We start from the raw sequence: 22684 nt of genomic DNA, 5'->3' as shown, positions 1-22684 counted from the left end.
TGAGCGGCAAGTGGTGTCAGCTCCCAGGTACACAACCAGGGCAGCGTGCCGCAACCTTCGTGATGGACCCTTCTGGCTTTCGCCGGCGGAGCGGCACGAGCCACCGGCTCCGATCACCGGCGGGTGCCGGCAGGCAGCGGAGAGATGGTCCGGTTACTCACTCACGAGCGCGCAACGTCAACACAGCGGCTGAGCGTCTGGCCCCGCTGGTCTCCCGAGTGGCGGCAATTGCGGTTCCCCTCCTTCGCCACCAGGACCCTGCCGTGCGCGGATGCCGGCCACGGCCAGTGCTGCCATCGCGGCGGCGGCCGTTGCGGCGGCGGCAAAGCCGCCGGGCGCACCGGATGCGTCAACTGCCCAGCCGGAGATCGCCGCTGCACCGGCCGCGCCCGCCGCACTGGCGGAGTTCAGCCAGGTGAACGCCTGGGTCAGGACGGCCCGGTGGACGGCAGATTCGGCCAGCACCGAGAAGAGCACCAAGATGGGAGGGACTGCCGCACCGGTCAACACAATCACGAGCCCGAGCCCGAGCGGTGAGCCGGCCGCGAACAGCAGCAGGCTGCCAAGAGCCAGCCCGGCCGTGGCCACCGCCAGTTGCACCCGCGGCTCCGCGCGCCACCGGCGCAGCCCGTACAGCCAGCCGGCCAGCAGGCCGCTGCAGCTCGACACAGCGAACAGCGGAGCGGCTGCATCGGGCGCGCCGTGTTCCACCGCGAAGGCTGTCACCGATACCTGCACGGCGCCGAAGTACACGCCGATAGCGAGGTTGTGACCGACCAGCACCGCAAATCCGGGCCGCAGCAGTGAGCCGCGTGCTCGAGTGCGTTCGGCGAAGGCGGACACCGGCGGCGGTGAGGTGCGGCGCTGCGCGGCGAAGGCCAGTCCGCCGGCCACTACCAGCACGGCGGCCAGTACCGTGCCGAGCACCGGATGCCCGCCCGCTCCGATAGTGCTGACCAGGGCCGGGCCGGTCAGGTAGCCCAGCGCGTTACTGAGCGACTCCAGTGCGAACGCGGTGGGCAGCCCCGCGGCCCGGTCGCCGCGCAGCAGCGCCGACCAGCGGGCCGCGGACAGTGCGCTGAGCTGCGGGATGGTCGCGCCGACCAGCACCCCGCCCGCTGTCATCAGCCAGCTCGGGCTGCCGCCCGCGACCAGCGTCAGCAGCGCGGTTACCGACGCGGCGTGGGCGAGCAGCGCGGGTGGCAGCACCCGGGTCTGGCCGAAGCGGTCGATCAGCCGGGCGAGTTGCGGCCCGGCCAGAGCCTCGGCGACGGCGAAGCCGCCGGTCACCAGACCGGCCTCGGTGTAGGAGTCGGTCTGTCCGTGCACCAGCCAGACGATGCCGAGGCTGGTCATCGCGATGCCGACGCGGCCGACGGCGGCGGTCAGAAAGAAGGCTGCGGCGCCGGGAGTGCGCAGCAGGGTGCGGTAGGTCGCCGACGGCACGGCGGGGCCCTTTCGCTGCCCGGCGGGGCGGACCACACGGGGTCGTCGGTGTCCGGAATTCACCGACCCGTGGTCGTCACCTGGAACCGTCCAGTGCTGGCGTGGAGCGGGGACACGCACCCCACGCCGACTCCGTCACCGGGCAGAAGTCTCACGAATGGTCTCGACTGGTCTCAGCCGTTCGAATGCGGTGACTGTAGGGCGCCCCGAACCGGCCTGTCCAGACGAAGCGGTACATGTCTCTCGTACTGGCTGTGCCGGCGGGCGGGTGGCGGCGAGGAGGACGCGCTTGCGGAGGAGCGGGAGTTCGGCCCGGCCGCACATCTGGCGTTTCATCATCTCCTGGAAGATCCAGCCGAAGCGGACCAGCGACACCGTGATCAGGCACCGGGGCAGGTGCGGTCTGTGCAACTGCGAGCGGTGGTTACGCGGACACGGGGTCGAGACCGGCGAGCAGGGTGCGCAGGGGCGCGGTGTCGGGCGTGTCGGCGACGGCCGCGTCGAGGGCGCCGTCCATGCCCCTTTCCCACTCCTCCGGTAGAGCGAGTCCGGGCCGCTGCGACCAGGCGATGTCGGGGGTGGCCTGTCCGGCCCGGGCGAGGCGCAGATGGACCATGCCGACGAGCCCGTCGAAGATCTTGGGCCGGATGAAGTTACGGGCCGACGGGCCGGTCAGCCGCGCCGCCTGGGCAGGCTTGGGCATCCGGTCGGCGACCTCCATCCACAGCAGGCCGCGGTCGAACGCGTCCAGCACCTCCTCCAGACCGGGCAATGCGGCGTACTCCAACTGCCTTGTCGGGGCGCCCTTTCGGGCGGGTGCCGCCCCGTCCGCGACTTGCGCTGAGGAGCGTAGTGCCCTGGCGACGGCGACCAGCAGCGGCCGGGACCATTCCTCGGCGTCGAAGACCGCGCGGGCCATGACGAGGTCCTCCCAACTCATGCGCCGCAACTGTGCCGCCCTGTGCGGCAGCGTGCGCGCCTCTATTGCCGCGAACACCCCGTCCACATCGCGCAGCAGGGTGAGCGCGGCCGGCTCGTCCGCCGCGCCGTCGGTTCGGCCGTCGGCGGGCAGCTTCTCGATCAGGGCGACCCGTTCGGCGGTCGGCGGGTGCGAGTCGTACCGGTGCGGCCGCGAGGGACGCTGCCCGGCGGGGAGCGCGGCGAGCCGTTCGCCCGGCCGGGCGGCGAGCAGTCGTCGGAATCCGCCGTACACCTCGCCCACCGGCGGCAGGGCTCCCATCGGCTCGCCTATCCCGGCGTAGGTGTTCATGTAGTGGGTGTGGGCGGCGTCGAGGACCGGAAGGGCGCGCAGCGTGGCGACCGTCGCGTCACGGCCTGCGTGCTGGGCAGCCGCCCGGTCGGCGGCGAGCTCCTGGTGACGGGCCACGGACTGCGATGTCCGCAGAAACATGTGGGCATAGCTGACGTACAGGGCGCCGATCGTCTGGTGCAGCTGGGTGCTGCCCCCGCTGAACATTTCCACCGTGTGCAGTACCGCTTCGCGGCCGCGCATGGTGACACCGCCGAGCCGGGTGTCGAGGTTGCCGTAGTGCCCGAACTCGTGGGTGAGGACGGCGCGCAGCCGCGGGACGGTCAGACCGGCGAGCAGGGGAAGGCCCAGGAGCATCCGGCGCCGTCCGGGCAACAGCCCCAGCAGGCGGCTCTGTTCGGCGACCCCGGCGTTTACCTCGGAAACCAGGTACAGCTCGTCCGGCGGCCGTTCCCCTGTCGCCTCGGCGGCGGCCCGGACCTGTTCCCACAGCTCGGGCTGGTCGTCCGGCTTGACCGCTACTCCGTGCGGTACCGGGCCAAGGCGCCCTGCTCGCAGGAAGGTGAACATGCCCCGCAGGATCGCCAATGCCAGCAGGATGGTGACGGTCAGGACCGCGCCCTCGAACCAGGCCGCCTTCGCGGTGAGCAGACGTGTCACCAGGAGCCAGTCGAGCAGCGCCATGGCCGCCAGCAGAACGACGCCTATCTGGAAGAAGCCGGCCAGTAGGACAAGCGCGCGCAAAGCGCGCAGCCGGAACGTCATCGGATGGTCCCCCCACAGGACTTGGCGGCCCGGACGGACCAGCGATGCTCGCGGATCATACTTCCGACGGCGAAGCCGGCGCCTGGAACAACCTGGGCAGCGACCTACGCGAAATGCCTGCTCCGACGAAGCCGTCGACGCCGGTGAGCGGGCTGGGGCGATGCCGGCCGAGGCAGGTGACGTCCGCTTGGGTCCTGTCCGGCGGCAGGTGGCCGGGGCGGCTGCGGTACGGGTTCGACGGGAACCACTCCGTGAACACGTCCCGCCACAGGCCCTGTATCGCATGCGGTCGCATGCCGGCGTGCGGCCGTCGTTCGGTGGAGCGGGCACCGGAGCAGTGCCAAAAGCCGCCATTCGGATCACCGATGAGGGTCCTTCCGGTGATTGCGGCACGTTCGCGCACGCCGCACGTCCTGCGGCGGGTATGCCGTCTGCGCAGAAGGCGGCCCAGCGATCCAGTCAGGAGATCAGCCATGTATGCAGTGGTTCGGCGGTACGAAGGGGTGACCGATCCGGCCGAGGCGGGACGCCGGGTGAACGAGGGGTTCCTGCCGCTCCTTCGCCAGGTCCAAGGTTTCGTGGCCTATTACTGGGTCGATGCCGGGGGCGGGGTGATGGTCTCGACGAGTGTCTTCCAGGACCCGGCCGGCGCCGAGGAGTCGACCGATCGGGCGGCGGATTTCGTACGGGACCGCCTCGCCTCCCTGCTCCCCAGCCCTCCCCAGGTCACGGCCGGCGAGGTCGTTGCCCATTCTTGACTTCCGCTCCCCGGGCTAAAGCCCGGGGATTCCTACCACGGTCGTGTGACCGTCTCGGTGGGTTCCTGCTTCACCGCGCTGCGCCGGGACGAGTCCCGGTCTTACCTGCGCTCGACAGGCTGACACCGCCACTCCGGCGGCCTTGGCGACGTTGACCGCCGACTGCTGAGGGGCCGACTGGGGCGTGTTTCGAAAGTGCTGGTCGCAGCCACCCATTGATGGCTGCGACCAGCACAGTAGCTTCGTAGCGGACGGCGAGCTTGTCGTACCGGGTCGCTACGGCTCGGTGCCGCTTGAGGCGGTTGGTCCCGCACCCCACCGCATGACGCTCGCGATAGTGCGCCTTGTCGAACTTCGGCGGGCGACCGCCGCGTGAGCCGAGCTTCTTGCGGTGGCGGACTTGGTCGCGCTTCTCGGAGATGGTGCAGCGGATGCCCCGTCTGAACTCCACGGCGTGCGATCACGGATTTGACGCCTCGTGCTCAAACCAGGCGGCGGTACTTGTCGTGGTCGTAGCCGCGGTCGCCGAGCAGAGTGTCGGGCCGCTTGCGTGGACGCCCGACGGGACCCGGCACCGAGGGGATGCCGGCAGTCCGCCGGTCGTGTCTTCAGCGCCCACCGCGGTCGAGGGCGGCGACCTCGCGTACGGCCTCGGCGATGGCCGGGAAGTCCTTCTTGAGGATCGCACCGTGGTTGCTGGCGACCTTCGCGCCGATCTGGATGTTCGGGTTGCGGGCGGTCACCGCATCGAGGCTGGTGCGTATCCGTTCCTGCTCATCACCGCGGCTCCCGAAGGACGTCCCCGAAGCGACCACATACCGCACCGGGACGGTGATGTTGTCCAGCACGGGGCCCAGCTCACGCTCGCGGGAGAGCCTGCCGAGTTCGATGTTGCTGTTCGCCTGCTGTTCGGCGGTCATCCGCGGGGCCAGGCCCGTCGGGCGCAGCAGCGGCAGGAACCAGCTCATCCGCCGAAACAGCTTCCGGATCCGCTGCTCCATGGCCTCGTCGAGCCAGTCGTACGGGAACGCGCCGTCGACCAGGACCGCGCCCAGGGCACGCTCCGGATTCCGGCCGGCCCAGTGCGCCCCGACGAACGCCCCGTAGGACCAGCCCACCAGCAGCGCCCGGTCCACACCTCTGGCCGCGAGTACGGCATCGACGTCCCGGACGGCTGCCTCGAAGGAATAGTCCGCCGAGCGCTTCGATTTGCCGCGGGCCCGCTCGTCGTAGGTGATGTGCCGCCACCCTGTGCCCAGTTCGGCGATGACGCGCCGCCAGTAGCCCTGGGTGGCGAACTGGCCGTTGAGGTAGAGCACCGGGATCCCGGGACCGCCGGTGTCGGTGACGGCCAGGGCGGTGTCGTCGACCGGCACCATGCCGGTCCACTTCGAACTGGTCGAGGAAGTGCTGTTCTTCGTCATGTGTTCCCCCTGGTCGCGTGAGAGCGTCTTGTACTGCTTCTCCAGGCCCTGTACGTGGATCGCGGGCGCCTCGGGACAAACGCCCCGTGTCCTCGGCGACGACCGAGGGGATCTCGATCGCGGTGGGCCCAGCATCGTCCTGGTTGTGCTCCTGTTAGAGGCTGCGGGCGGTGATGTCGCCGCGGGAGGTGGTGGCGCGGATGTCGAGTCCGGCGGTGCCATCGTTCTTGAGGGCGTTGCTGACGCGGCCGTAGTCGGTGCCGGCGTCCAGGGCGGCCGAGACGCCGGCGGCGGCGGCGACCGAAATGTTGCCGGACCGGGTGCGGAGCACGACCGTGCCGCGTACGGCCTCGGTGATCCGGATGTCGCCCCTTGCGGTGCTGATCTCCGCGGGGCCGCCCAGCCGGCCGATCTCGATGTCGCCGTCGATCGCAGTGAGGCGGACGCTCGCGGCCTCGTCGATCTTGATCTGGCGGTACGCGCCTTCGAAGGCGATGTCGCCGAGGCGTCCGACGCCGCGGAGCTCGGCGCCGGCGGTCTTGGCCTCGATGCGGGAGCCGGCGGGCAGCTGGACGGTGACCTCCAGGGATCCGGAGGGGCCGAAGAGCTGGTTGTCGGGGGTCGGGGCCGTGATCCGCAGGACGCCGTCGGCGTAGGCGACGGCTGTCTGCTCGGCGGTCTTGGTGTCGCGGCTCTTGGAGGGGGTGGCGGGCAGGACCTCGACGGTGGTGTCGGCGCGGTCTGCGGCGATGAACTGGATGCGTCCGGCGGGGATGTCCAGGACGGCGGAGATCGGGGCGGGGGTGTCGAACTTCTGCATCGTGCTCTCCCGTGCTCGCTCGTTGTTTCTGACACCGGAAACGCTACGTTGCTTTCAAGAATCCGACAACGTATCTGTTGCATAGAATTGGCATTCATGCAGGTAGACACCGGGAAACTGTTGCAACGGTCTTGAGGGTAACGCAACGACGATTGTCTTGATCATTGCAATGGATGAGAAGTGAACGCTATAGTGGGGGGTCAGGGACCGCCACGAAGGATCACCAAGGAGATCGCGATGCCGGGAGGCAGACTCACCCAGCAGGAACGCCAGCAGATCGCGTTGGGGCTGGCCGACAGCCTCCCCTACGCAGAGATCGCCCGGCGCCTCGACCGTCCGACCTCGACGATCACGCGTGAGGTGATGCGCAACGGCGGCCCCACCGCCTACCGCGCCGACCTGGCCCACCGCGCCACCGAACGCCGCGCCCACCGGCGCAGGCCCGCCTCCTCCCAGGGTCCGGAGTCAGTCCCCCAGGCGCACGGGCGCGACGCCGAGGCCGTGGCCGAGTACGAGGAGACGTTCACCACCGTCCTCATGGCTTCGGGCCTGTCGAAGATGGCGGCCCGGGTGCTGACCTGCCTGTTCACCACCGACGCGGGCAGCCTCACCGCGTCCCAGCTCGCCCAGCGCCTCCAGGTCAGCCCGGCGTCCATCTCCAAGGCGATCGCCTTCCTGGAGAGCCAGAGCCTCGTCCGCCGAGAACGCGACGAACGCCGCCGCGACCGCTACGTCGTGGACGACGAACTCTTCTACCAGGCGACGATCGCCAGCGCCCGGGCCAACGACCAGCTCGTCGAAACCGCACGCCAAGGCGTCGCCGTCCTCGGCCCCCACACCCCCGCCGCCACCCGCCTGGAGAACATCGCCCGCTTCCTCGACTTCATCAGCGAAAGCATCACCCGCGCCGCCGAACAGGCCCGCGAAGTCCTCCACACCAGACCCGGAACAACCTCCACCGACACCGCCCAGCCAAGTCCGGACCACGGATAGACAGCCGTCTCGATCGTCACAGCGACGAGACGAAGCCGGCTGCGTCCTCGGGGAAACATCGGGTTCCACCACGGCGGCCGTCCGCGACGGCGCGGTTTCGATGTGGCGGGACGTCAGATGGGCTTCAGCTGCGTGCGCAGGAGACAGAACTCGTTGCCCTCGGGGTCGGCCAGGACATGCCAGCTCTCTTCTCCAATCTGGCCGATGTCGACAGGCACGGCGCCCAGTGCGAGCCACCACCCGGGTGCGGTACGAAGTCCGGTGTGAACGATCAGACTCAGCGCGCGACCGTTCGCGTGTTCATCGCCCTCGCCCCGCCCGACCACGCGAAAGAAGAACTGGCCCGGGAGCTGCGCCCCGCCTATGACACACACCCTCACATGCGGTGGAACCGCATCGAGGACTGGCACATCACCCTGGCGTTCCTCGGGGAGCTACCGGCCGAGACAGTTCCGCTCCTGCGACCGCCTCTCGCCGACCTCGCAGCGGGCCACCAGCCACCCTGTTTGGCGCTACGCGGCAGCGGAACCTTCGACGACCGGGTGCTGTGGAGCGGAATCGACGGAGACCTCGATGAGCTGCACCTGCTCGCCGCCGATGTGCGTACCGCCGTCAAGAACTGCGGGGTCGTCTTCGAGGATCGGCCCCTGCGCCCCCATCTGACGTTGGCCCGTGCCCGTCGAGGAGATCGATCCTCGGCGGGAGAAATCGCCGAAGGGTTCGCCGGCTTCACCGGGCGCCGATGGCCTGCCGAGCGTCTGCACCTGGTCGGCAGCAACGTCGGCCGTAGCCGCGGACCGATCCACTACCGCGACATCGAGGCTTGGACCCTCGGCAACGGGAACTCCACCGGGTGTTGAACGAAGCAACGGCGGCCTGGTGCAACGTGATCATCTCGGGGGCCCTCCGAGAACGCGCGCATCAGGCGCTGGGTGATCACAGCACCGTGGCGGCGTGGGCCCAGAAGGCGGCAAAGAACGCGGACGGGGCGGCGTACGCCGACGCGGTGCCGGAGTACGCCGCCCTGGAGTGGGACGGAGCTGGGGCCGTGGCCCGCTAAGGCTGCTGCCCGGTCCTGCTCCCGCTACTTCGGGTCACGGTTGAACAGCGACTTGCACCAGAAGTAGCCGAGCACGGCCAGCCCCAGGCACCAGACGATGGTGATCCACCCGTTGTTGCCGATCTCGGTGCCGAGGAGCAGGCCGCGCAGGGTCTCGATGGCCGGGGTGAACGGCTGGTACTCGGCGATCGGCTGGAACCACCCCGGCATCGCGTCGACCGGGACGAAGGCGCTGGAGATGAGCGGCAGGAAGACCAGCGGCAGCGCGTTGTTGCTGGCCGCCTCGGCGCTCGGGCTGACCATGCCCATCGCGACCGCGATCCAGGTGAACGCCAGGGCGAACAGCGCGAGCAGCCCGAACGCCGCGATCCACTCCAGGACCGTGGCGTCCGTGGACCTGAAGCCGATGGCCACGCCGACGGCACCGACAACAACCACGCTGATGACCGCCTGCAGCACGCTGCCGATGACGTGTCCGATGAGGACGGAACCGCGGTGGATCGCCATCGTGCGGAAGCGGGCGATGATGCCCTCGGTCATGTCGTTGGAGACGGACACCGCGGTCCCGACCAGGGTGCCGCCGACGGTCATCAGCAGGATGCCCGGGACGAGATACGCGATGTACTGCGAGCGATCGGCGCCGCCACCACCGATGCCCGCGCTCATCACGTCGCCGAAGACGTAGACGAACAGCAGCAGCAGGACGATCGGCGTCAGCAGCAGGTTCAGGGTGAGGGACGGGTAGCGCCGCGCGTGCAGCAGGTTGCGCCGCAGCATCGTGTTCGAGTCGCGGACGGCGAGGGAGAGGGCGCTCATCGGACAGTCTCCTTGGGCTGGTCGGGGACGCTGGAGCTGGTCAGGGCGAAGAACACGTCGTCGAGGTCGGGGGTGTGCACGGTCAGTTCGTCGGCCTCGATGCCGGCGGAGTCCAGCCAGTCGAGGATGGAGCGCAGCTCGCGCTGGCTGCCGCCGCTGGGGATGGTCAGGGACAGTGCCTCGTCGTCCCGGGTGACTTCGCGCAGTGCGGAGGCGGCGGTCTGGTAGGCGGACGGGTCGGTGAAGCGGAGCCGGACGTGGCCGCCGGGGATCAGCCGCTTCAGCTCGTCGGCGCTCCCCTCGGCGGCGATCTTGCCGTCGTTGAGTACCGCGATGCGGTCGGCGAGCTCGTCGGCCTCCTCCAGGTACTGGGTGGTGAGGAAGACGGTGACGCCGCCGGAGACGAGCTCGCGGATGATCTGCCACATGTTGTGGCGGGAGCGGGGGTCGAGGCCGGTGGTGGGTTCGTCGAGGAAGATGATCCGCGGGTCGCCGACCAGGGTCATGGCGATGTCCAGGCGGCGCTTCATGCCGCCGGAGTAGGTGGAGGCGGGCTTCTTGGCGGCCTCCACCAGGTCGAACCGCTCCAGCAGTTCGGCGGTGACCCGCCGCCCCTCGCGCTTGGACAGGTGGTGCAGGTCCGCCATGAGGAGCATGTTCTCCTCGCCGGTGATCAGGCCGTCGACGGCGGAGAACTGCCCGGTGACACCGATCGCGGCCCGGACCCCGTCCGGTGACGTGGCGACGTCGTGGCCGGCGACCTGGGCCTGCCCGCCGTCGGCGGTGATGAGCGTGGACAGGATCTTCACGACGGTGGTCTTGCCGGCGCCGTTGGGCCCGAGCAGCGCGAACACGGACCCGGCCGGGATGCGCAGATCGATGCCGTCGAGGACGGTCTTGTCGCCGTACGACTTGCGCAGACCGGCGGTGGAGACGGCGGCCGGCAACGGGTGACCGTCACCCTGCCTGGATGTGGGCATGACAGAAGAAGGCATGGAACCCTCCCGTTCGAAGGCTGAAGCAGGGGAAGTGAGTGAGTTTGAGGATGGTGCGGGGTGCGAAGGCGCTCAGACCTTGGCGCGGCGGACGTCGATGTTGCCGTACCGGGTGCGGGCACGGACCTTGACGGTGTCCTCGGTCTTCTGCGGGGTCTCGGACGCGGTGAGCGTGTTGCGCACCTGGCCGGAGCCCGAGCTGACGTCGAGCCAGGCGGCCGTGCCCTCGCGGACGCCGACCTCGATGGCGCCGTAGGAGGTCTCCAACTGGACGGTGCCGCGGGCCACGTCGCCCACGCGCAGGGTGCCGTGGGCGGTGGTGGCGGTGACCGAGTCCTCGGCGCGCCGGATCTCGATGTCGCCGTTGGCGCCGCTCACCCGCAGCTCGCCGGTGGCGGCGCCGACGGTCGTGGTGCCGTGCGAGTTCTTCAGGACGGCGGGGCCGTCGACGAGGCCGACGCGCAGGCTGCCGGAGCTGGTGGTGATCTCGGCCATGCCCTCGACCCGGTCCACGGTGATCGAGCCGTGCGACGCGGTCAGCTGCAGCGGGCCGGTGGTGTCGAGGCGGACGTCGCCGGACGAGGTCTTCACGCGGACCTCGCCGAGCCGGCCCTCGCCGAGCACCTGGACCCAGGCGCCGGTCGTGTCGATGCGCGAGCCCGTGGGCAGTTCGACCGTCACGTCGACGGTGCCGGTGCGGCCGAACAGATTGGACTTGGGTGTCCTGACCGTCAGTACGCCGCTCGCGTACGTGACCTCGGTCTGGCCGGCCGCCCGTACGTCCTGGTCCCGCTTCGGGTCGCGGGGTTGCACCTCGACGACGGTGTCGAGGCGGTCGCCTGCGGTGAACTGGATGGAACCGGCCTCCACGTGCGCCGTGGCCGAGATCGGTTCGGGGGTGTCGAAAGAAGGCATGGCTGTCCCGTCCTCTTGGGTCTTTGGGACGTCCCCGCTGGTGGGACGTGGTGTGGGTGAAGTGGTGCGGGCGGGGGGCGCGGCTAGCGCACCCAGCCCGTGAAGCTCTGTCCGATGGTCTGGGTCTTCTCCGTCGTACGCGGCCGGGTGCCGCCGTCGACCGCGGCCGACACGGCGCGCACCAGCCACGCGTTGACCGACAGGCCCTCGCGGCCGGCGGCCTCCTCGGCGCGTGCCTTGAGGTGGGCCGGCAGACGCAGGTTGACGCGGGCGGTGCCGCTCTCGTCGCCGTCGGCCGGGGCCGGGGTCTTGAGTGGTTCGACGGGCTCGGCCGGCTCCGCGGGGGTGCCTCCGTCGGTGGGCGGCAGTGTCACCACGAAGTCGGGGTCGAGCCCGCGCAGCCGTACGTCGACCGAGCCGGGGGCGAGTTCGCGGGTGATCTCGTCCATCGCGGCGGAGAGCACATTGAGCATGGTCAGCCGGGTCGCCGACTCCAGGGGAGCGGTGAGCCTCTCTGCCAGCTCGCGGGCTTCGTCGCCGCCGGCTTCGGCGGCCACCGCAAGTTCGCGGCGGAGGGTGTCGATATACGGCGTGAGGTCCATGACGCCATAGTGGCACCACAATGGCTCCATGCGCAAGCAGCGAGGCGACATCAGCGGGGCGCCAGCCGATGTAACTACTCTGACCTGCGAAAACATACTGGCGCCTATCTGGGTGATTGTGGTGCCATGCGCGCTCATGCGCTTTTGGGAGTACGGAGTGGCACCGGGTGGCACCGGATGGCGCCAAGCGGCGCCACCCGACGTCATGTGATGCCATGCGATGTCGCAGGGGGCCTGCCCCGCCTCGCGGTCTGCCACTGGGGCGAGCCCACCCGAGGCGGTGTGATCGGGCCCGCCCGGCCCAGCGGGGGCATGTGCGCGCGTGGACCCCGGGTTGAAGGAGCCGGGGCCCTGGCCATCCGCTACGACAAGACTCCGCGCAGCTACCGGGCCGCGGGGCCAGGTCTCACGCAGGGCGTTCCGGCGCGCTGCGGAGATGCCGGGCCGGTGTGCTCGGGGCGGCGTTCCAGGTGAGTGGGGTGCAAGGCGGGCGGTGCGGGCGGGCTTGGTGTCGGCGGTGGGGGTGCGGATGCGGTCGGTGGAGTTTCAGCGCGAGTCAGCACAGGGCCGCTCGACCGGCGGCGCCGCGTCCTCGCCGACCTGGTCGACGCCGACGGCACCCCTGCCCGCCATCCGGCCCGGCGTCCTCTTCGAACTACGTGTGCTGGCGGCGCCCCGGGATCCGGGCCGAGGAGGGCCGGGGCCCAGCACCGGGCGGTTGCAGGAGCCGGCGGTCATCGCGGCCAGGAGGAGGAGCCGGGAGACGGCCGCAGTGCCAGACGGTCATCGGTAGTAGCCCTCGACCACGGCCCGCACCTCGTCGAGCAGCGCGGGGCCGTTCTGCGGCACGGGCGGCCGGCCGCTGCCCGGCCTGATGTCCAGAAGCTGTTCGTTGGACAGGGCGAACACCACCCGCCGTAGCCCCGCCTGTTGGATGACCGCCTCGCACATCTCGCACGGCTGGCAGCTGGTGTACATCGTGGTTCCCGCCGCCGTGGCCGTGTCCAGCTCTCTTGCGGCCCACCTCGCCAGCTTCAGTTCCGGGTGCGCGGTGATGTCCTGGTCGGTGAGGGTCGTGTTGTGCTCCTCTGCCAGAACCGTTCCGTCCGGTCCCGACAGCAGCGAGCCGAACGGCGGGTTGCCGGCCGCGCGTGCCTGGGCCGCGAGTGCGATGGCCCGCCGGAGGAGGGCGTGGTCGTCGGGTGTGGTCATGACTGCTCCGTTCTGGTGAGGGGTGGGTGCAGGTGCGCGACCACCGTGTCGAGTGCTTGCCAAGCCGCCTGTGGGTGGCAGGTCTCGCGGGGGTCGCCGTCGTACGGGTCGAGGACGACGGCCTCGGCACCCAGCAGCCGCAGCTGGTCGAGGTCGTCCATCCCTGATCTTGCGTGGGAATCCCGGCCTTCAGGCCGGGCGGGAAACGCATCCTGAGATTCGGAGCCGCGAAGCGGCGTAGTACGCTGCGATCCTGCTGCGGCAGCGGTCAGGGCTTGGCCGTCATGAGACCCCGTGGGGTCAAGTGAGAAGCCACCTCGTTTACGAGGGGGAGGAGTCACGATCTGGTCGATGGTGCCCTCACCGGCGAGTCGGCCCGGTCCGCCGACCAGTGCCTCGGTGAGTCTGAGCGCGATCCGGGGGGCCAGGGCGGGCACGGGCAGACGTTGCTCGTCCGCGAACGCCTTCAGCCTGACCGCGGCTTCGCGCAGCCACGGCATGGTGCAGCGCAGCGGATGCCATGCGTCCCCGAGCCGCACGGCGCGGCGCAGCCCCGCGTCGCTGTTGCCGCCGACCCACACGGGGATTCTCCGGTCGCTGTAGGAGGCGGTGTCCGCCCACGCTGCCCGCATGTCCCGCAGGTGCTCGTCGGTCAGTTGTCCACGCCGCTCGAACGGGACCCCGAGGGCGGCGAATTCCTGCCGTGCCCAGCCCACTCCCACGCCCAGGACCAGCCGGCCGCCGCTCAGCTCCTGCAGGTTGGCCGCCATCCGGGCGGTGAGCAGCGGGTGCCGGTAGGGAGCGATGAGGACCGTCGTGCCGAGTCGGACCCGGGTGGTGAGGCCGGCCAGCCAGGACAGGGTGGTGAAGGGCTCGTAGAAGGGTGCTGGATAGTGCTCGGCGACGTCGGGCGTGATGGCGATGTGGTCCGAGACCATCAGCAGGTCGAAGCCCAGGCCCTCCACGGTCCGGGCCCAGCTCCGAAGGACTCCCGGGTCGCTGGCCGGGGCCGAAATTGAGGACGTTGACTCCGATCTTCACGCCGCCGAGCCTAGCCAGGGCGCACCGGACGTCAGAAGGGTTTCCCGCCTGTCCAGAGGCGGTTCGGCCGTGGATCCGCCGGTATTGTGGGCGGATGACCGAGAGTCTTGACGCGACGGACTGGGCGATCCTGGCCGAAGTCCAGCGGGAGGGCCGGATCGCGTTCACGGAGCTGGCACGGCGGGTGAACCTGAGCGCGTCGGCGACGAAGGAGCGGGTGCGGCGGCTGGAGGCGGCCGAGGTGATCACGGGGTACCGGGCGGAGGTGGACCTGGAGCGGACGGGGTACGGGGTGCTCTCGGTGGTCCGGCTGAAATACCCGGGGCCGGGGACCCGGCACGAGCCGTTGCGTCGTCTGCTTGAGGAGCGCCCGGAGATCCTGGAGTGCCTGCGTACCACCGGGGACGACTGCTACGTCCTCAAAGTGGCGACCACCTCGATGGGCCACCTGGAGGAGATCGTCGACGAGCTGGCCCAGTTCGGGAGCACGACCACCAACCTCGTCCTCAGCCGGACGCTCCCGTTCCGCGGCCCGCGGGTGCCTCGGACCGGCCGCTTCGAGGAATCGCCTCAACACGGTCGGCCACGGCAGTGACGCCGGTCGGCCGCGGCCGGTCAAGGTCATGATCCGAGGACGGCAAACGGTCAGGATTCGGTGGCACGGGACACCAGCAAGGGGGACGGGGCAGGAGAACGCCTAGAACGGCGGGCAGCCCTCGCCCGAGATCGGCACGATCGTGAACTCACTCTCGTGAGCGTGACTGGCCGGCTCCTGGCGGACTCGACGCTCCTGGCCGTTCGGCATACACAGCCGGAGCTCGTCGCTGTCGAGCAGGTCAAAGATCCGGCTCGTCGGGACACCGCGCAGACTGCCGCGCCAAGCGTCAGGTCCGGCCATCAGCTCGGCCTGAACGGGGATCTGCAGATGCCCAGCGACCAGCAACGCATCGCCTTGATACCGACTCGCCATGTGTCCCACAGTCCCGCCACCCCCACACGAGGGCAACCGCACGCCCGGCGCTGAGCGCCCGCTCGCTGACACAGGAACGGGGTGATGAGACTCTTTGAAAATTCCCCGTGCTCAGGGTCTCCCCCAGACCTGCTCACCTTGGCTACCCACCCGAACCGCACTGAGGAGCCCTTGTCCCGGGTGGCTCGCGGTGCCTTCGTGGACGACCAGGAGCGCCCGCGCGCCCGCCGCGGCGGCCTTCGCCTGCTCCTCGATTCCGATGGTGTCGCTGCGCCGCATCATTCATGGCCTTGCCGCGCACGTCCTTCTGGGCCAGCGCCTCAGCCGAACCCCTCGCCGGCGAAGACCGCTGCCGGCTTCCGGGTGTCGGCCGGCAGCGGCCTGGCCGCGCGCTCGACCGGCAGGCTGAGTGTCTGACTACGCTGTAGCGTCGCCCCGCATCAAGGCGGACAGCCTGGGACGCTCGCGAACGGTTCTCGCCGGTTACTGCCAGATCCGTGCCAGAACGGAGAGCGCTTTTTCGGCCAGTGCTCGCGGCTCTCGCGGGTGGAGGCCGCTCAGGTGAATCCTCCCCGGCCGAAGCCGGGGATACCCACCCAGGACAACGGAGGGCGCCGCGCGCAGGCACGGGACCGTCGGCGCCCGGCGGCCCGCGACAGGTGACTGCCAAGGGCCGCAGCTCCGCTCAGGCGTGGGACTACTTGCGATGCAACTCCCGCGGGAGCGTCTGCGCATACGACCCGGCGGCCGGCGCGAATGTCCTTGCGTGTACCGGTCCGACGGCGGACCCACGTCGCTCTCGTCGAACCTGCGTCGTACGACTACAGGTCCAGCAGGGCCTGTTCGACAGCTTCGGTCAGTGCAGGGTGGATATACAGCACGTCCCGGCCGATCCGGTCCACCGTCAGGCCCAGCGTCATCGCCTGGATCAATGGCTGAATGAGCGTCGCAGCCTGCGGGCCGATGATGTGCGCGCCAAGGATCGTACGGTCAACAGGGTTCGCCAGGACTTTCACGAAGCTGGTGGTGTCCTCCAGAGCCCACCCGTATGCGGTCTCTGCGTAGTCACGGACACTCACCAGGTATTCGATCTTGCGACGGCGTGCCTCCTGCTCGGTCAGTCCGACACTCGCGATCTGCGGGCTTGTGAAGACCGCATGCGGGGCGACCTTGTTGGGCAGCGTGCGCACGTCCTTTGGATGGAGCACGTTGTGCCGCACGAGCCGCGACTCGGCATTGGCCATGTGCTTGAGCTGGAAGTGGTTCACCACGTCGCCGAGCGCCCAGACGCCCGGTACTGACGTGCGGTAGGCGCTGTCGGTCACGATGTGGCCGTGTTCGTCGAGTTCCAGCCCGCCTGCGGCCGCGTCCAGCCGGTCGCTGTTGGGGCGTCGGCCGACGCACACCAGCAGCGTCGCCGCCCGCACGACATGGTCGCCATCCGGACAGGTCACGGTGACTGCGACGCCGTCAGCATCCTGTTCGACGGAGGTGACGGCAGCATCGACAAGTACGCGATGTCGCTGCGATGCGAGTTCGGTGAACCGCGCCGACACCTGCTCGTCCTCCGCCATCAGCAGGCGCGGCCCCCGCTGCACGATTGTGATATCCGTGCCGAATGCACCGAATACATGGCTGAACTCGGCCGCGATGAACCCTCCGCCGATGACGGCCATGGATGCGGGCACGTCGTCGATCCGCATGATGGTGTCCGAGGTGTGGTACGGCACGGTGTCGAGTCCAGGGATGTCCGGCACCACAGGCCGTGACCCGACCGCGACGATGAACGTGTCAGCGGTGATCTGCTCGCCTCCGACCTGCAGCACTCGCGGCGCGACGAATCGTCCCTCTTCGGTGTACACGTCGATGCCGTTTTCCCTGCGGTAATTCAGCGCGCTGTCGTGCAGGGGATCAATACGGTGGAACACCCGGTCGCGGATGGCCTTCCAATCGATGGGCTCAACGGTCGTATTGACGCCGAGCCGCGCCGCCGCCCGCGCGCCCTCGACCACGTCGGCGGCGACGACGAACATCTTGCTCGGGATGCAGCCCCGGTTGAGACATGTGCCGCCGAAGCGGTCCGGTTCCACGATGGCGACGCGCAGATGAGCGAACCCGTCGAGCAGCATGTTGCCGCTGCCCGTCCCCAGAACCACAAGATCGTAATGCTGCATGCCCGTCCACCTTCCGCCGGCGAAATTCTGGCCTTACGGGCATGGCCTCCCGGGAGACCGCGAGTCCGTTCCATCCCGATTCTGACCTTGCGGCCCTTCCCGTGCACGTCCCGACGGCTCATCGTGTCGCCGTGTCTTCTCGGCGGGCCGGAATCATGAGCCCCCAGGGTGAAAATGGCTTCGGCTGCCGGCTCGAGACGGTTGGGGCGGGGCTGCACCGGGCATCGCGGAAGATCCGCCTGCGCTTGAGTGTCGCCATCCGCGTTCGACGGGACCGCAACCGAGCGTGTGCTCTGTTCAGCGGCCTCTGCCCGGCGGTGAGCTCTTAGCGGCTCGGACGCCTGATCGGTATGGCGAAGGCCGCCGACGCCGGTGCAGGCCGGGGCGGCCGGGTCGGGGTCACCGAGCCGGACGCAGGTGGTCACGGTGCGATGGGTGCGGGCTGCCGTCGGACCGTGAGCGCGGCCGGGAGCGCTGCGGCACGGCGATGCCGCCCTTGTCCGGCGAGCCAGAGGTCTCGCAAGCGTTCGGACGCTGCTCCCCCGCTGCGCCGACCCTTCGCTTAGTCCGTGATGGCCGGCAGCCACGAGGCGTCGACGGGCAGAGCTACTGCCCGAGGACATGCGTTCTCCGGAAATGACGATGGCACCCTTCCGGGGCGGAAGGGTGCTGTGGGGAGTCTGCGTCACCGACATGGCGGCCGCGGCAAAGGGGGCAGAGCGTGGGGATGTGATCTCCGGCGTCCGCATGCGCCGGCGGGAGATCGCGCATGATGTGCCGGTGGCGCCCCCGGGGTGAGCTCGTGGACAAGACGCTCGGGGCGGCCGCGGGCCCCGGGGCGGCCGGGTGGCTCGGTGTCGAGCCGCCTGGCCGCCCCGCCGGGCTACGGCCCTTGTGTAGGGCGCAGGGTGGCCGGTCAGCGCATGGGGCGGAAGCCGGTGCGGACCTCGTTCACGAAGAACTCCGGCTGCTCCCAGGCGGCGAAGTGACCGCCCTTGGGGAGCCGGTTGTAGTGGACGAGGTTCGAGTAGGCCTGCTCGGTCCAGCTCTTGGGGGCCTGGTAGAGCTCGTCGGGGAAGGCGCTGACCGCGACCGGGAGCTTGACGTTGTTGATACCGAAGAACGAGGTCGTGTTCTCCGCGTAGAGACGGGCCGCGGAGATCGCCGTGTTGGTCAGCCAGAACAGCGTGATGTTGTCCAGGACGTCGTCCCGGGACAGACCCTCGCTCACCCCGTCGAAGGACCGGGAGATCATCGCCAGGCTCTTCGCGTCATGGTCCAGCATGAACGCCGCCAGACCGACCGGGGAGTCCGCCAGCCCGGTCAGCGACTGCGGGCGGTCACCCATCATGTAGGCGTAGTAGACGTGCCGGTAGACGAAGCCCAGCTGCTCGACGGCCGCCTGCTCCTCGTCGGAAAGCGACAGACCCTCGGGCAGCGGCTCGCCCTTGGCGAGCGCGGCGTCGATGCCGGCCGGGATCACCTTGGGCATGTTGGTGTGGATGCCGACCAGACCCTCGGGCTCCTGCGCACCCATCAGGTCGGTGACGATCGCACCCCAGTCGCCGCCCTGCGCCACGTACTTGGTGTAGCCCAGGCGCTTCATCAACTCACCCCACGCACGGGCGATGCGCTCCGGGCCCCAGCCCTTCTCCGAAGGCTTGCCGGAGAACCCGTAGCCAGGCATCGACGGGATCACCACATCAAAGGCGTCCGAGGCCTTCCCGCCGTGGGCCGTCGGGTTGGTGAGCGGCTCGATGATCTTCAGCTGCTCGATGACCGAACCCGGCCAGCCGTGCGTGACGATCACCGGCATAGCGTTCTCGTGCTTGGAGCGGACGTGGATGAAGTGGATGTCCAGCCCGTCGATCTCGGTGATGAACTGCGGGTAGGAGTTCAGCTTCGCCTCGACCTTGCGCCAGTCGTACTCCTTGGCCCAGTACCGCGCCAGCTTCTGCATCGTGGCGAGCTGGGTGCCCTGCGACTGGTCGGCGACGGTCTCCTTCTCCGGCCAGCGCGTGGCCTCGATGCGCGCCCGCAGGTCCTTGAGGTCCGCCTCGGGGAACTCGAACGTGAACGGACGGATCGCATGCTGGTCAGAGGTAGCAGACATGGTGGTCTCCTTGATGTCTCAATGAATTGCAGGTGAGGCGGGATTCGGCGACGGGTTCGCAGACGTATCCGCGACGCGTCGATCCCACTGGCCGGCGCTGGGACCGTGTGGCCCTCTCCTGCTTTCCGGCGCATTTCCATGCTGGGCTTGGGCTGCCCTATCGGTAATCCGGAATGTGACCTGGATTCCGCACGGGGTGGTGGCGTCTTCCTAGGTAACTTGACGCGGTACGCCGGCAGGCGTCATGACAGTCATGCGGCTCAGTGCCGCCGGCGTCACCGTGGTGAGGGGACGGACAAGCAGGGTCGCCGCTTCACCGCGCGTGCCGTCATGAAGAGGATCACGTAACAGGGCGGGTCCTGGGACTGTCCAGCGGTCCCGCCCCGTGCGCCGGTGCCAGTGCCATGGACCGGCAACAGTTTTGTGATCTTCGGTCATCATCAAGTGGTCCTCAACCCGGGCCAGTTGTGGCGCACGCGCACTCAGGCGCAGACGGGCGATATCTGCCGGAGGGCTTTCCGGCTGGGCTCGCCGGCGTTGGGGAAACAACGGCCGTGCGGCGAACCGCCGGAAAGCTGCGCCACCGGTCGGGTCCGGGCGTCCCGCAGTGGCTGCCTTCAGCCTCGGTGGGTTTCCAGTAGTCGCAGCCAGATTTCGCCGAGGGTGGGGAAGGCGGGGACGGCGTGCCAGAGCCGGTCGATGGGTACCTCGCCGGCGACGGCGATGGTGGCCGAGTGCACCAGTTCCCCGACGCCGGGGCCGGCGAAGGTGACGCCCACCACGGTGTCGCGGTCGGTGTCGATGAGCATGCGGGCCCGGCCGCGGTAGTCCTCACCGTACTGGTGGGCGCCCGCAACGTGTGCGAGGTCGTAGTCCACCACCTTGATCCGACGCCCGCTCTGCTCGGCCTCCCGGCTGGTCAGGCCGACGGAGGCGACCTCGGGGGTGGTGAAGACGACCTGCGGGACGGCCACGTGGTCGGCGGTGGCGACATGCGCACCCCACCGGGCGCCGTCGACCGGTTCGCCGTTGGCGCGGGCGCCGATGACAGCGCCGGCGATCCGGGCCTGGTACTTGCCCTGGTGGGTCATCAGAGCGCGGTGGTTGACGTCGCCGACGGCGTAGAACCAGCCGTCGGCGACGTCGGTCACTCGGAAGGTGTCGTCCACCTTCAGCCAGTCACCCGGGGTGAGACCTATCGTCTCCAGCCCCAGGTCCCAGGTCCGCGGAGCACGGCCGGTGGCGAGCAGGATCTCGTCCGCCACCAGATGCCCGCCGTCGGCCAGGGTGATTCGGACCTCGCCGCCCTCGCGCGCCAGAGAGGTCACGGAGGTTTCGAACCGGATATCCACACCGGCTTCCCGCAGACCGTCCGTGACCAGCTCGCCGGCGAACGGCTCCATCCGCTGCAGCAGCCCGTCCTCGAGGACCAGCATGGTCACCTGGGAACCGAGCGCCTGCCAGGCGGTGGCCATCTCGACGGCCACCACACCGCCGCCGACCACGGCCAGACGGCCGGGGACCTTGCCCGCACTGGTCGCCTCACGGCTGGTCCAGGGACGAACGGTGTCCAGACCGGGGATAGGGGGCAGAGCCGCGCCCGTTCCGGTGGAGACAGCCACCGCGTGCCGGGCGGTCAGCCGGACGGTGTCACCGTCGGGAGTCTGCACCGCCACCTGCTTGGGGCCGGTGAGGCGGCCGTGGCCGCGGATGAGATCGACGTTGACCGAGTCCAGCCAGTCGACCTGGTCCTCGTCCTTCCAGTACGAGGACATCTTGTCGCGGTGCGCGAGAACCGCCTCGACGTCCAGCGGCCCGGCGACCGCCTGACCCAGCCCGGGCACACGGCGCGCGTCGGCACGCGCCACCACCGGGCGCAACAGCGCCTTGCTGGGGTCGCAGGCCCAGAACGAGCACTCCCCGCCGAGCAGTTCACGCTCCACGATCACGGTACTGAGACCGGCAGCACGGGCCCGCTCGGCCACGTTCTCACCGACCGGCCCAGCGCCGATGACAATCACATCGTAGGTACGGGTGGTCTCGTTCATTACTGCTCCATTCATCACTGCTTCAGCAACTCAGGTGGGTTCGGCGGCCCGGCACCTGACCGCGCGCTGTTCCCCCGCTTTCACCGGGGAGATCCGCAGGGCGGTGCTCGGTTGATGCGGTTGCCTGCTCTCCGGACCGCTGGTGCCGGGGCGCGCCTTTGCGCCTGACGGTTCGGTGCCGGCGTCCTGTGCCGGGTCGGTGCCGGGGTCCGGGTGTTCGGCTTCGCGGGTGCTGTGGCCAGGGCCTGAAAAAGGGGGTGGCTGCGGTCCGGGTCGGTCATGACCGTCGCACCGTTGGGTGGTTGATGCAGTGTCAGCGGCCGGGGGCCCGGTTCACCACTTCCTGGAGCACCCAACCGTTGCCGTCCGGGTCGCTGAAGGTGAGGTAGGAGCCGTAGGAGGCGCGCTCGGGGTGCGGGCCGGTCCGTCGCTCCTGGCCTGCGCCGTCGTGGACGGCGCTTCCGACGTCGTGGCCGTGGTGGAGGAGTCCTCCGGCGTCGTGGAACACCTCGCTCACGTCGATGCCGCGGCTGGTGAGCTCGGCGTGGGCCTCTTCGATGTCGGTGACGATGAGGTACAGGCTCTGGATCGTGCCGGGGGCGGTGGAGGTCATGCCCTCGCCGAAGATGATCGAGCACTCGGAGCCGGGCGGCGTGAAGTGGACCACCCGGAAGTCGTCACTGGCTGTGTAGTCGACGTCCAGGCGGAATCCCAGCGCCTCGTAGAAGGCCTTGGTCCGGTCGATGTCGGAGACGGGCAGCACGATCATTTCGAGCTTCAGATCCATGGGGATGTCCTTGTTTCTTGGCATCGGTGAATTTCACACATCTGTGCGTCACCGGTTCATCTGGTGATTGCGGCATTCGGGGCGACAGGTGCGGCCCCGGCTCGCTGTGGTGAACGGCCGGGATGGGCGGTGGGGTGGCTCATCCTGCGGTTCAACCTGACAAGAAACCTATCTGACACTTAAATCGTGCGCAAGTAAAACTTGAGAACTGAGAGTGTGGCAAAGGGAACATCCGGCGGTAGCCCCGGCCTCCGGGGCCGGGTGGCGACCGTCCCGGACGCGACCGAGTCCGGGGCCGGGGCGGGGTTCGGGGTGCACCCCGGGCGGCCGCCGGTACAGCCGGCGCGTGCGGGACCTTCGGGGAAGCTTCCGCGAGGCGGTCATCCTGCGGTTCGAGCCCGGCGGCGCCGACACGGCGTCCGGAGTCTCAGCGCTCCGGAGGGCCGCTTCTCACGCGGCCCACGGTTTCGACGGG

At 69.5% G+C, this 22684-nt stretch carries 20 protein-coding genes and 4 pseudogenes; 6 read left to right on the top strand and 18 right to left on the bottom strand.

Annotation, left to right across the window (positions count from 1 at the left end; all coding sequences use genetic code 11):
* Window positions 1-177: 177 nt before the first annotated feature.
* From OHA03_RS33715 to OHA03_RS33705, 3 genes and pseudogenes are all read right to left on the bottom strand, one after another.
* Window positions 178-1446 carry an MFS transporter gene (locus OHA03_RS33715; protein WP_267007463.1) on the bottom strand — a complete coding sequence of 423 codons (1269 nt, stop codon included), beginning with the start codon at window positions 1444-1446 and terminating at the stop codon, window positions 178-180.
* Window positions 1447-1870: 424 nt separating this feature from the next.
* Entirely contained in the window at window positions 1871-3481 is a 1611-nt protein-coding gene (locus tag OHA03_RS33710; RefSeq protein WP_267007462.1) for a M48 family metallopeptidase, read from the bottom strand.
* Between the two features lie 211 nt (window positions 3482-3692).
* Window positions 3693-3782, bottom strand: a pseudogene (locus tag OHA03_RS33705) (AraC family transcriptional regulator); the annotation flags it as partial.
* Between the two features lie 172 nt (window positions 3783-3954).
* Between OHA03_RS33705 and OHA03_RS33700 the strand changes: the two are divergent.
* On the top strand, window positions 3955-4239 hold the full coding sequence (locus OHA03_RS33700) for a hypothetical protein (protein WP_267007461.1): 285 nt from the start codon (window positions 3955-3957) through the stop codon (window positions 4237-4239).
* Window positions 4240-4254: 15 nt separating this feature from the next.
* On the opposite strand, the pseudogene OHA03_RS33695 reads toward OHA03_RS33700, so the two are convergent.
* The 3 genes and pseudogenes from OHA03_RS33695 to OHA03_RS33685 form a co-directional block, all read right to left on the bottom strand.
* Window positions 4255-4401: pseudogene (locus OHA03_RS33695) on the bottom strand (RNA-guided endonuclease TnpB family protein); the annotation flags it as partial.
* 446 nt (window positions 4402-4847) lie between these two features.
* On the bottom strand, window positions 4848-5663 hold the full coding sequence (locus OHA03_RS33690) for an alpha/beta fold hydrolase (RefSeq protein ID WP_267007460.1): 816 nt from the start codon (window positions 5661-5663) through the stop codon (window positions 4848-4850).
* Window positions 5664-5817: 154 nt separating this feature from the next.
* Window positions 5818-6483 (bottom strand): DUF4097 family beta strand repeat-containing protein, encoded by a 666-nt coding sequence (locus OHA03_RS33685; protein WP_267007459.1) that lies wholly within the window; start codon window positions 6481-6483, stop codon window positions 5818-5820.
* A gap of 237 nt (window positions 6484-6720) precedes the next feature.
* Between OHA03_RS33685 and OHA03_RS33680 the strand changes: the two are divergent.
* Window positions 6721-6927, top strand: a pseudogene (locus OHA03_RS33680) (helix-turn-helix domain-containing protein); the annotation flags it as partial.
* A gap of 93 nt (window positions 6928-7020) precedes the next feature.
* Entirely contained in the window at window positions 7021-7476 is a 456-nt protein-coding gene (locus OHA03_RS33675; RefSeq protein WP_323181344.1) for a MarR family transcriptional regulator, read from the top strand.
* A gap of 113 nt (window positions 7477-7589) precedes the next feature.
* Here OHA03_RS33675 and OHA03_RS33670 read toward each other — a convergent pair.
* Window positions 7590-7709, bottom strand: a pseudogene (locus tag OHA03_RS33670) (VOC family protein); the annotation flags it as partial.
* Window positions 7710-7739: 30 nt separating this feature from the next.
* On the opposite strand from OHA03_RS33670, the gene thpR reads away from it, so the two are divergent.
* A complete protein-coding gene (gene thpR, locus OHA03_RS33665) occupies window positions 7740-8336 on the top strand; it encodes an RNA 2',3'-cyclic phosphodiesterase (RefSeq protein WP_267007458.1) in 597 nt (198 codons plus the stop codon).
* A complete protein-coding gene (locus OHA03_RS33660; protein WP_267007457.1) occupies window positions 8330-8536 on the top strand; it encodes a hypothetical protein in 207 nt (68 codons plus the stop codon). Before thpR ends, OHA03_RS33660 begins: the two co-directional genes overlap by 7 nt.
* Before the next feature lie 24 nt (window positions 8537-8560).
* Here the strand turns inward: OHA03_RS33660 and OHA03_RS33655 are convergent, their stop codons facing one another.
* The 6 genes from OHA03_RS33655 to OHA03_RS33630 all read right to left on the bottom strand — a co-directional run bounded on the left by OHA03_RS33655 (window position 8561) and on the right by OHA03_RS33630 (window position 14041).
* Complete coding sequence (locus OHA03_RS33655) at window positions 8561-9352, bottom strand: ABC transporter permease (protein ID WP_267007456.1); 792 nt, start codon at window positions 9350-9352, stop codon at window positions 8561-8563.
* Window positions 9349-10347, bottom strand: coding sequence for an ATP-binding cassette domain-containing protein (locus tag OHA03_RS33650; protein WP_267007455.1), 999 nt, complete (start codon window positions 10345-10347; stop codon window positions 9349-9351). Before OHA03_RS33650 ends, OHA03_RS33655 begins: the two co-directional genes overlap by 4 nt.
* A 72-nt stretch (window positions 10348-10419) precedes the next feature.
* The gene (locus OHA03_RS33645; RefSeq protein ID WP_267007454.1) at window positions 10420-11262 is read right to left on the bottom strand and encodes a DUF4097 family beta strand repeat-containing protein; all 843 of its coding nucleotides are present in this window, start codon (window positions 11260-11262) and stop codon (window positions 10420-10422) included.
* An 83-nt stretch (window positions 11263-11345) separates the two neighbouring features.
* On the bottom strand, window positions 11346-11864 hold the full coding sequence (locus tag OHA03_RS33640) for a toxin-antitoxin system HicB family antitoxin (RefSeq protein WP_267007453.1): 519 nt from the start codon (window positions 11862-11864) through the stop codon (window positions 11346-11348).
* 783 nt (window positions 11865-12647) lie between these two features.
* A complete protein-coding gene (locus OHA03_RS33635) occupies window positions 12648-13076 on the bottom strand; it encodes a nucleoside deaminase (protein WP_267007452.1) in 429 nt (142 codons plus the stop codon).
* Complete coding sequence (locus OHA03_RS33630) at window positions 13073-14041, bottom strand: LLM class flavin-dependent oxidoreductase (RefSeq protein ID WP_267007451.1); 969 nt, start codon at window positions 14039-14041, stop codon at window positions 13073-13075. The genes OHA03_RS33635 and OHA03_RS33630 overlap by 4 nt, the downstream gene beginning before the upstream one ends.
* Before the next feature lie 170 nt (window positions 14042-14211).
* Here OHA03_RS33630 and OHA03_RS33625 point away from each other — a divergent pair, with 170 nt between their 5' ends.
* A complete protein-coding gene (locus OHA03_RS33625; protein WP_267007450.1) occupies window positions 14212-14712 on the top strand; it encodes an Lrp/AsnC family transcriptional regulator in 501 nt (166 codons plus the stop codon).
* Window positions 14713-14814: 102 nt separating this feature from the next.
* On the opposite strand, the gene OHA03_RS33620 is transcribed toward OHA03_RS33625, so the two are convergent.
* The 5 genes from OHA03_RS33620 to OHA03_RS33600 all read right to left on the bottom strand — a co-directional run bounded on the left by OHA03_RS33620 (window position 14815) and on the right by OHA03_RS33600 (window position 22209).
* A complete protein-coding gene (locus tag OHA03_RS33620) occupies window positions 14815-15087 on the bottom strand; it encodes a hypothetical protein (protein WP_267007449.1) in 273 nt (90 codons plus the stop codon).
* A gap of 821 nt (window positions 15088-15908) precedes the next feature.
* Window positions 15909-17261, bottom strand: a complete 1353-nt coding sequence (locus OHA03_RS33615; protein ID WP_267007448.1) for a mycothione reductase — start codon at window positions 17259-17261, stop codon at window positions 15909-15911.
* Window positions 17262-18177: 916 nt separating this feature from the next.
* Window positions 18178-19374 carry an epoxide hydrolase family protein gene (locus OHA03_RS33610; protein ID WP_267007447.1) on the bottom strand — a complete coding sequence of 399 codons (1197 nt, stop codon included), beginning with the start codon at window positions 19372-19374 and terminating at the stop codon, window positions 18178-18180.
* 617 nt (window positions 19375-19991) lie between these two features.
* The gene (locus tag OHA03_RS33605) at window positions 19992-21422 is read right to left on the bottom strand and encodes an NAD(P)/FAD-dependent oxidoreductase (protein WP_267007446.1); all 1431 of its coding nucleotides are present in this window, start codon (window positions 21420-21422) and stop codon (window positions 19992-19994) included.
* 313 nt (window positions 21423-21735) lie between these two features.
* Entirely contained in the window at window positions 21736-22209 is a 474-nt protein-coding gene (locus OHA03_RS33600) for a VOC family protein (protein WP_267007445.1), read from the bottom strand.
* Window positions 22210-22684: the final 475 nt, after the last annotated feature.

It is taken from the genome of Streptomyces sp. NBC_00154, assembly GCF_026342835.1.
Taxonomy (GTDB): domain Bacteria; phylum Actinomycetota; class Actinomycetes; order Streptomycetales; family Streptomycetaceae; genus Streptomyces.
Note: the sequence above shows the minus strand (reverse complement) of the source record. Positions and strands in the feature narration are given on the sequence as shown.

Excerpts from the sequence above, each read along its gene's own strand:
- OHA03_RS33710 (WP_267007462.1), bottom strand. The coding sequence starts at position 3,481 with ATGACGTTCCGGCTGCGCGCTTTGCGCGCGCTTGTCCTACTGGCCGGC.
- OHA03_RS33700 (WP_267007461.1), top strand. The coding sequence starts at position 3,955 with ATGTATGCAGTGGTTCGGCGGTACGAAGGGGTGACCGATCCGGCCGAG.
- OHA03_RS33690 (WP_267007460.1), bottom strand. The coding sequence starts at position 5,663 with ATGACGAAGAACAGCACTTCCTCGACCAGTTCGAAGTGGACCGGCATG.
- OHA03_RS33685 (WP_267007459.1), bottom strand. The coding sequence starts at position 6,483 with ATGCAGAAGTTCGACACCCCCGCCCCGATCTCCGCCGTCCTGGACATC.
- OHA03_RS33675 (WP_323181344.1), top strand. The coding sequence starts at position 7,021 with ATGGCTTCGGGCCTGTCGAAGATGGCGGCCCGGGTGCTGACCTGCCTG.
- OHA03_RS33655 (WP_267007456.1), bottom strand. The coding sequence starts at position 9,352 with ATGAGCGCCCTCTCCCTCGCCGTCCGCGACTCGAACACGATGCTGCGG.
- OHA03_RS33650 (WP_267007455.1), bottom strand. The coding sequence starts at position 10,347 with ATGCCTTCTTCTGTCATGCCCACATCCAGGCAGGGTGACGGTCACCCG.
- OHA03_RS33645 (WP_267007454.1), bottom strand. The coding sequence starts at position 11,262 with ATGCCTTCTTTCGACACCCCCGAACCGATCTCGGCCACGGCGCACGTG.
- OHA03_RS33640 (WP_267007453.1), bottom strand. The coding sequence starts at position 11,864 with ATGGACCTCACGCCGTATATCGACACCCTCCGCCGCGAACTTGCGGTG.
- OHA03_RS33635 (WP_267007452.1), bottom strand. The coding sequence starts at position 13,076 with ATGACCACACCCGACGACCACGCCCTCCTCCGGCGGGCCATCGCACTC.
- OHA03_RS33625 (WP_267007450.1), top strand. The coding sequence starts at position 14,212 with ATGACCGAGAGTCTTGACGCGACGGACTGGGCGATCCTGGCCGAAGTC.
- OHA03_RS33620 (WP_267007449.1), bottom strand. The coding sequence starts at position 15,087 with ATGGCGAGTCGGTATCAAGGCGATGCGTTGCTGGTCGCTGGGCATCTG.
- OHA03_RS33615 (WP_267007448.1), bottom strand. The coding sequence starts at position 17,261 with ATGCAGCATTACGATCTTGTGGTTCTGGGGACGGGCAGCGGCAACATG.
- OHA03_RS33610 (WP_267007447.1), bottom strand. The coding sequence starts at position 19,374 with ATGTCTGCTACCTCTGACCAGCATGCGATCCGTCCGTTCACGTTCGAG.
- OHA03_RS33605 (WP_267007446.1), bottom strand. The coding sequence starts at position 21,422 with ATGAACGAGACCACCCGTACCTACGATGTGATTGTCATCGGCGCTGGG.
- OHA03_RS33600 (WP_267007445.1), bottom strand. The coding sequence starts at position 22,209 with ATGGATCTGAAGCTCGAAATGATCGTGCTGCCCGTCTCCGACATCGAC.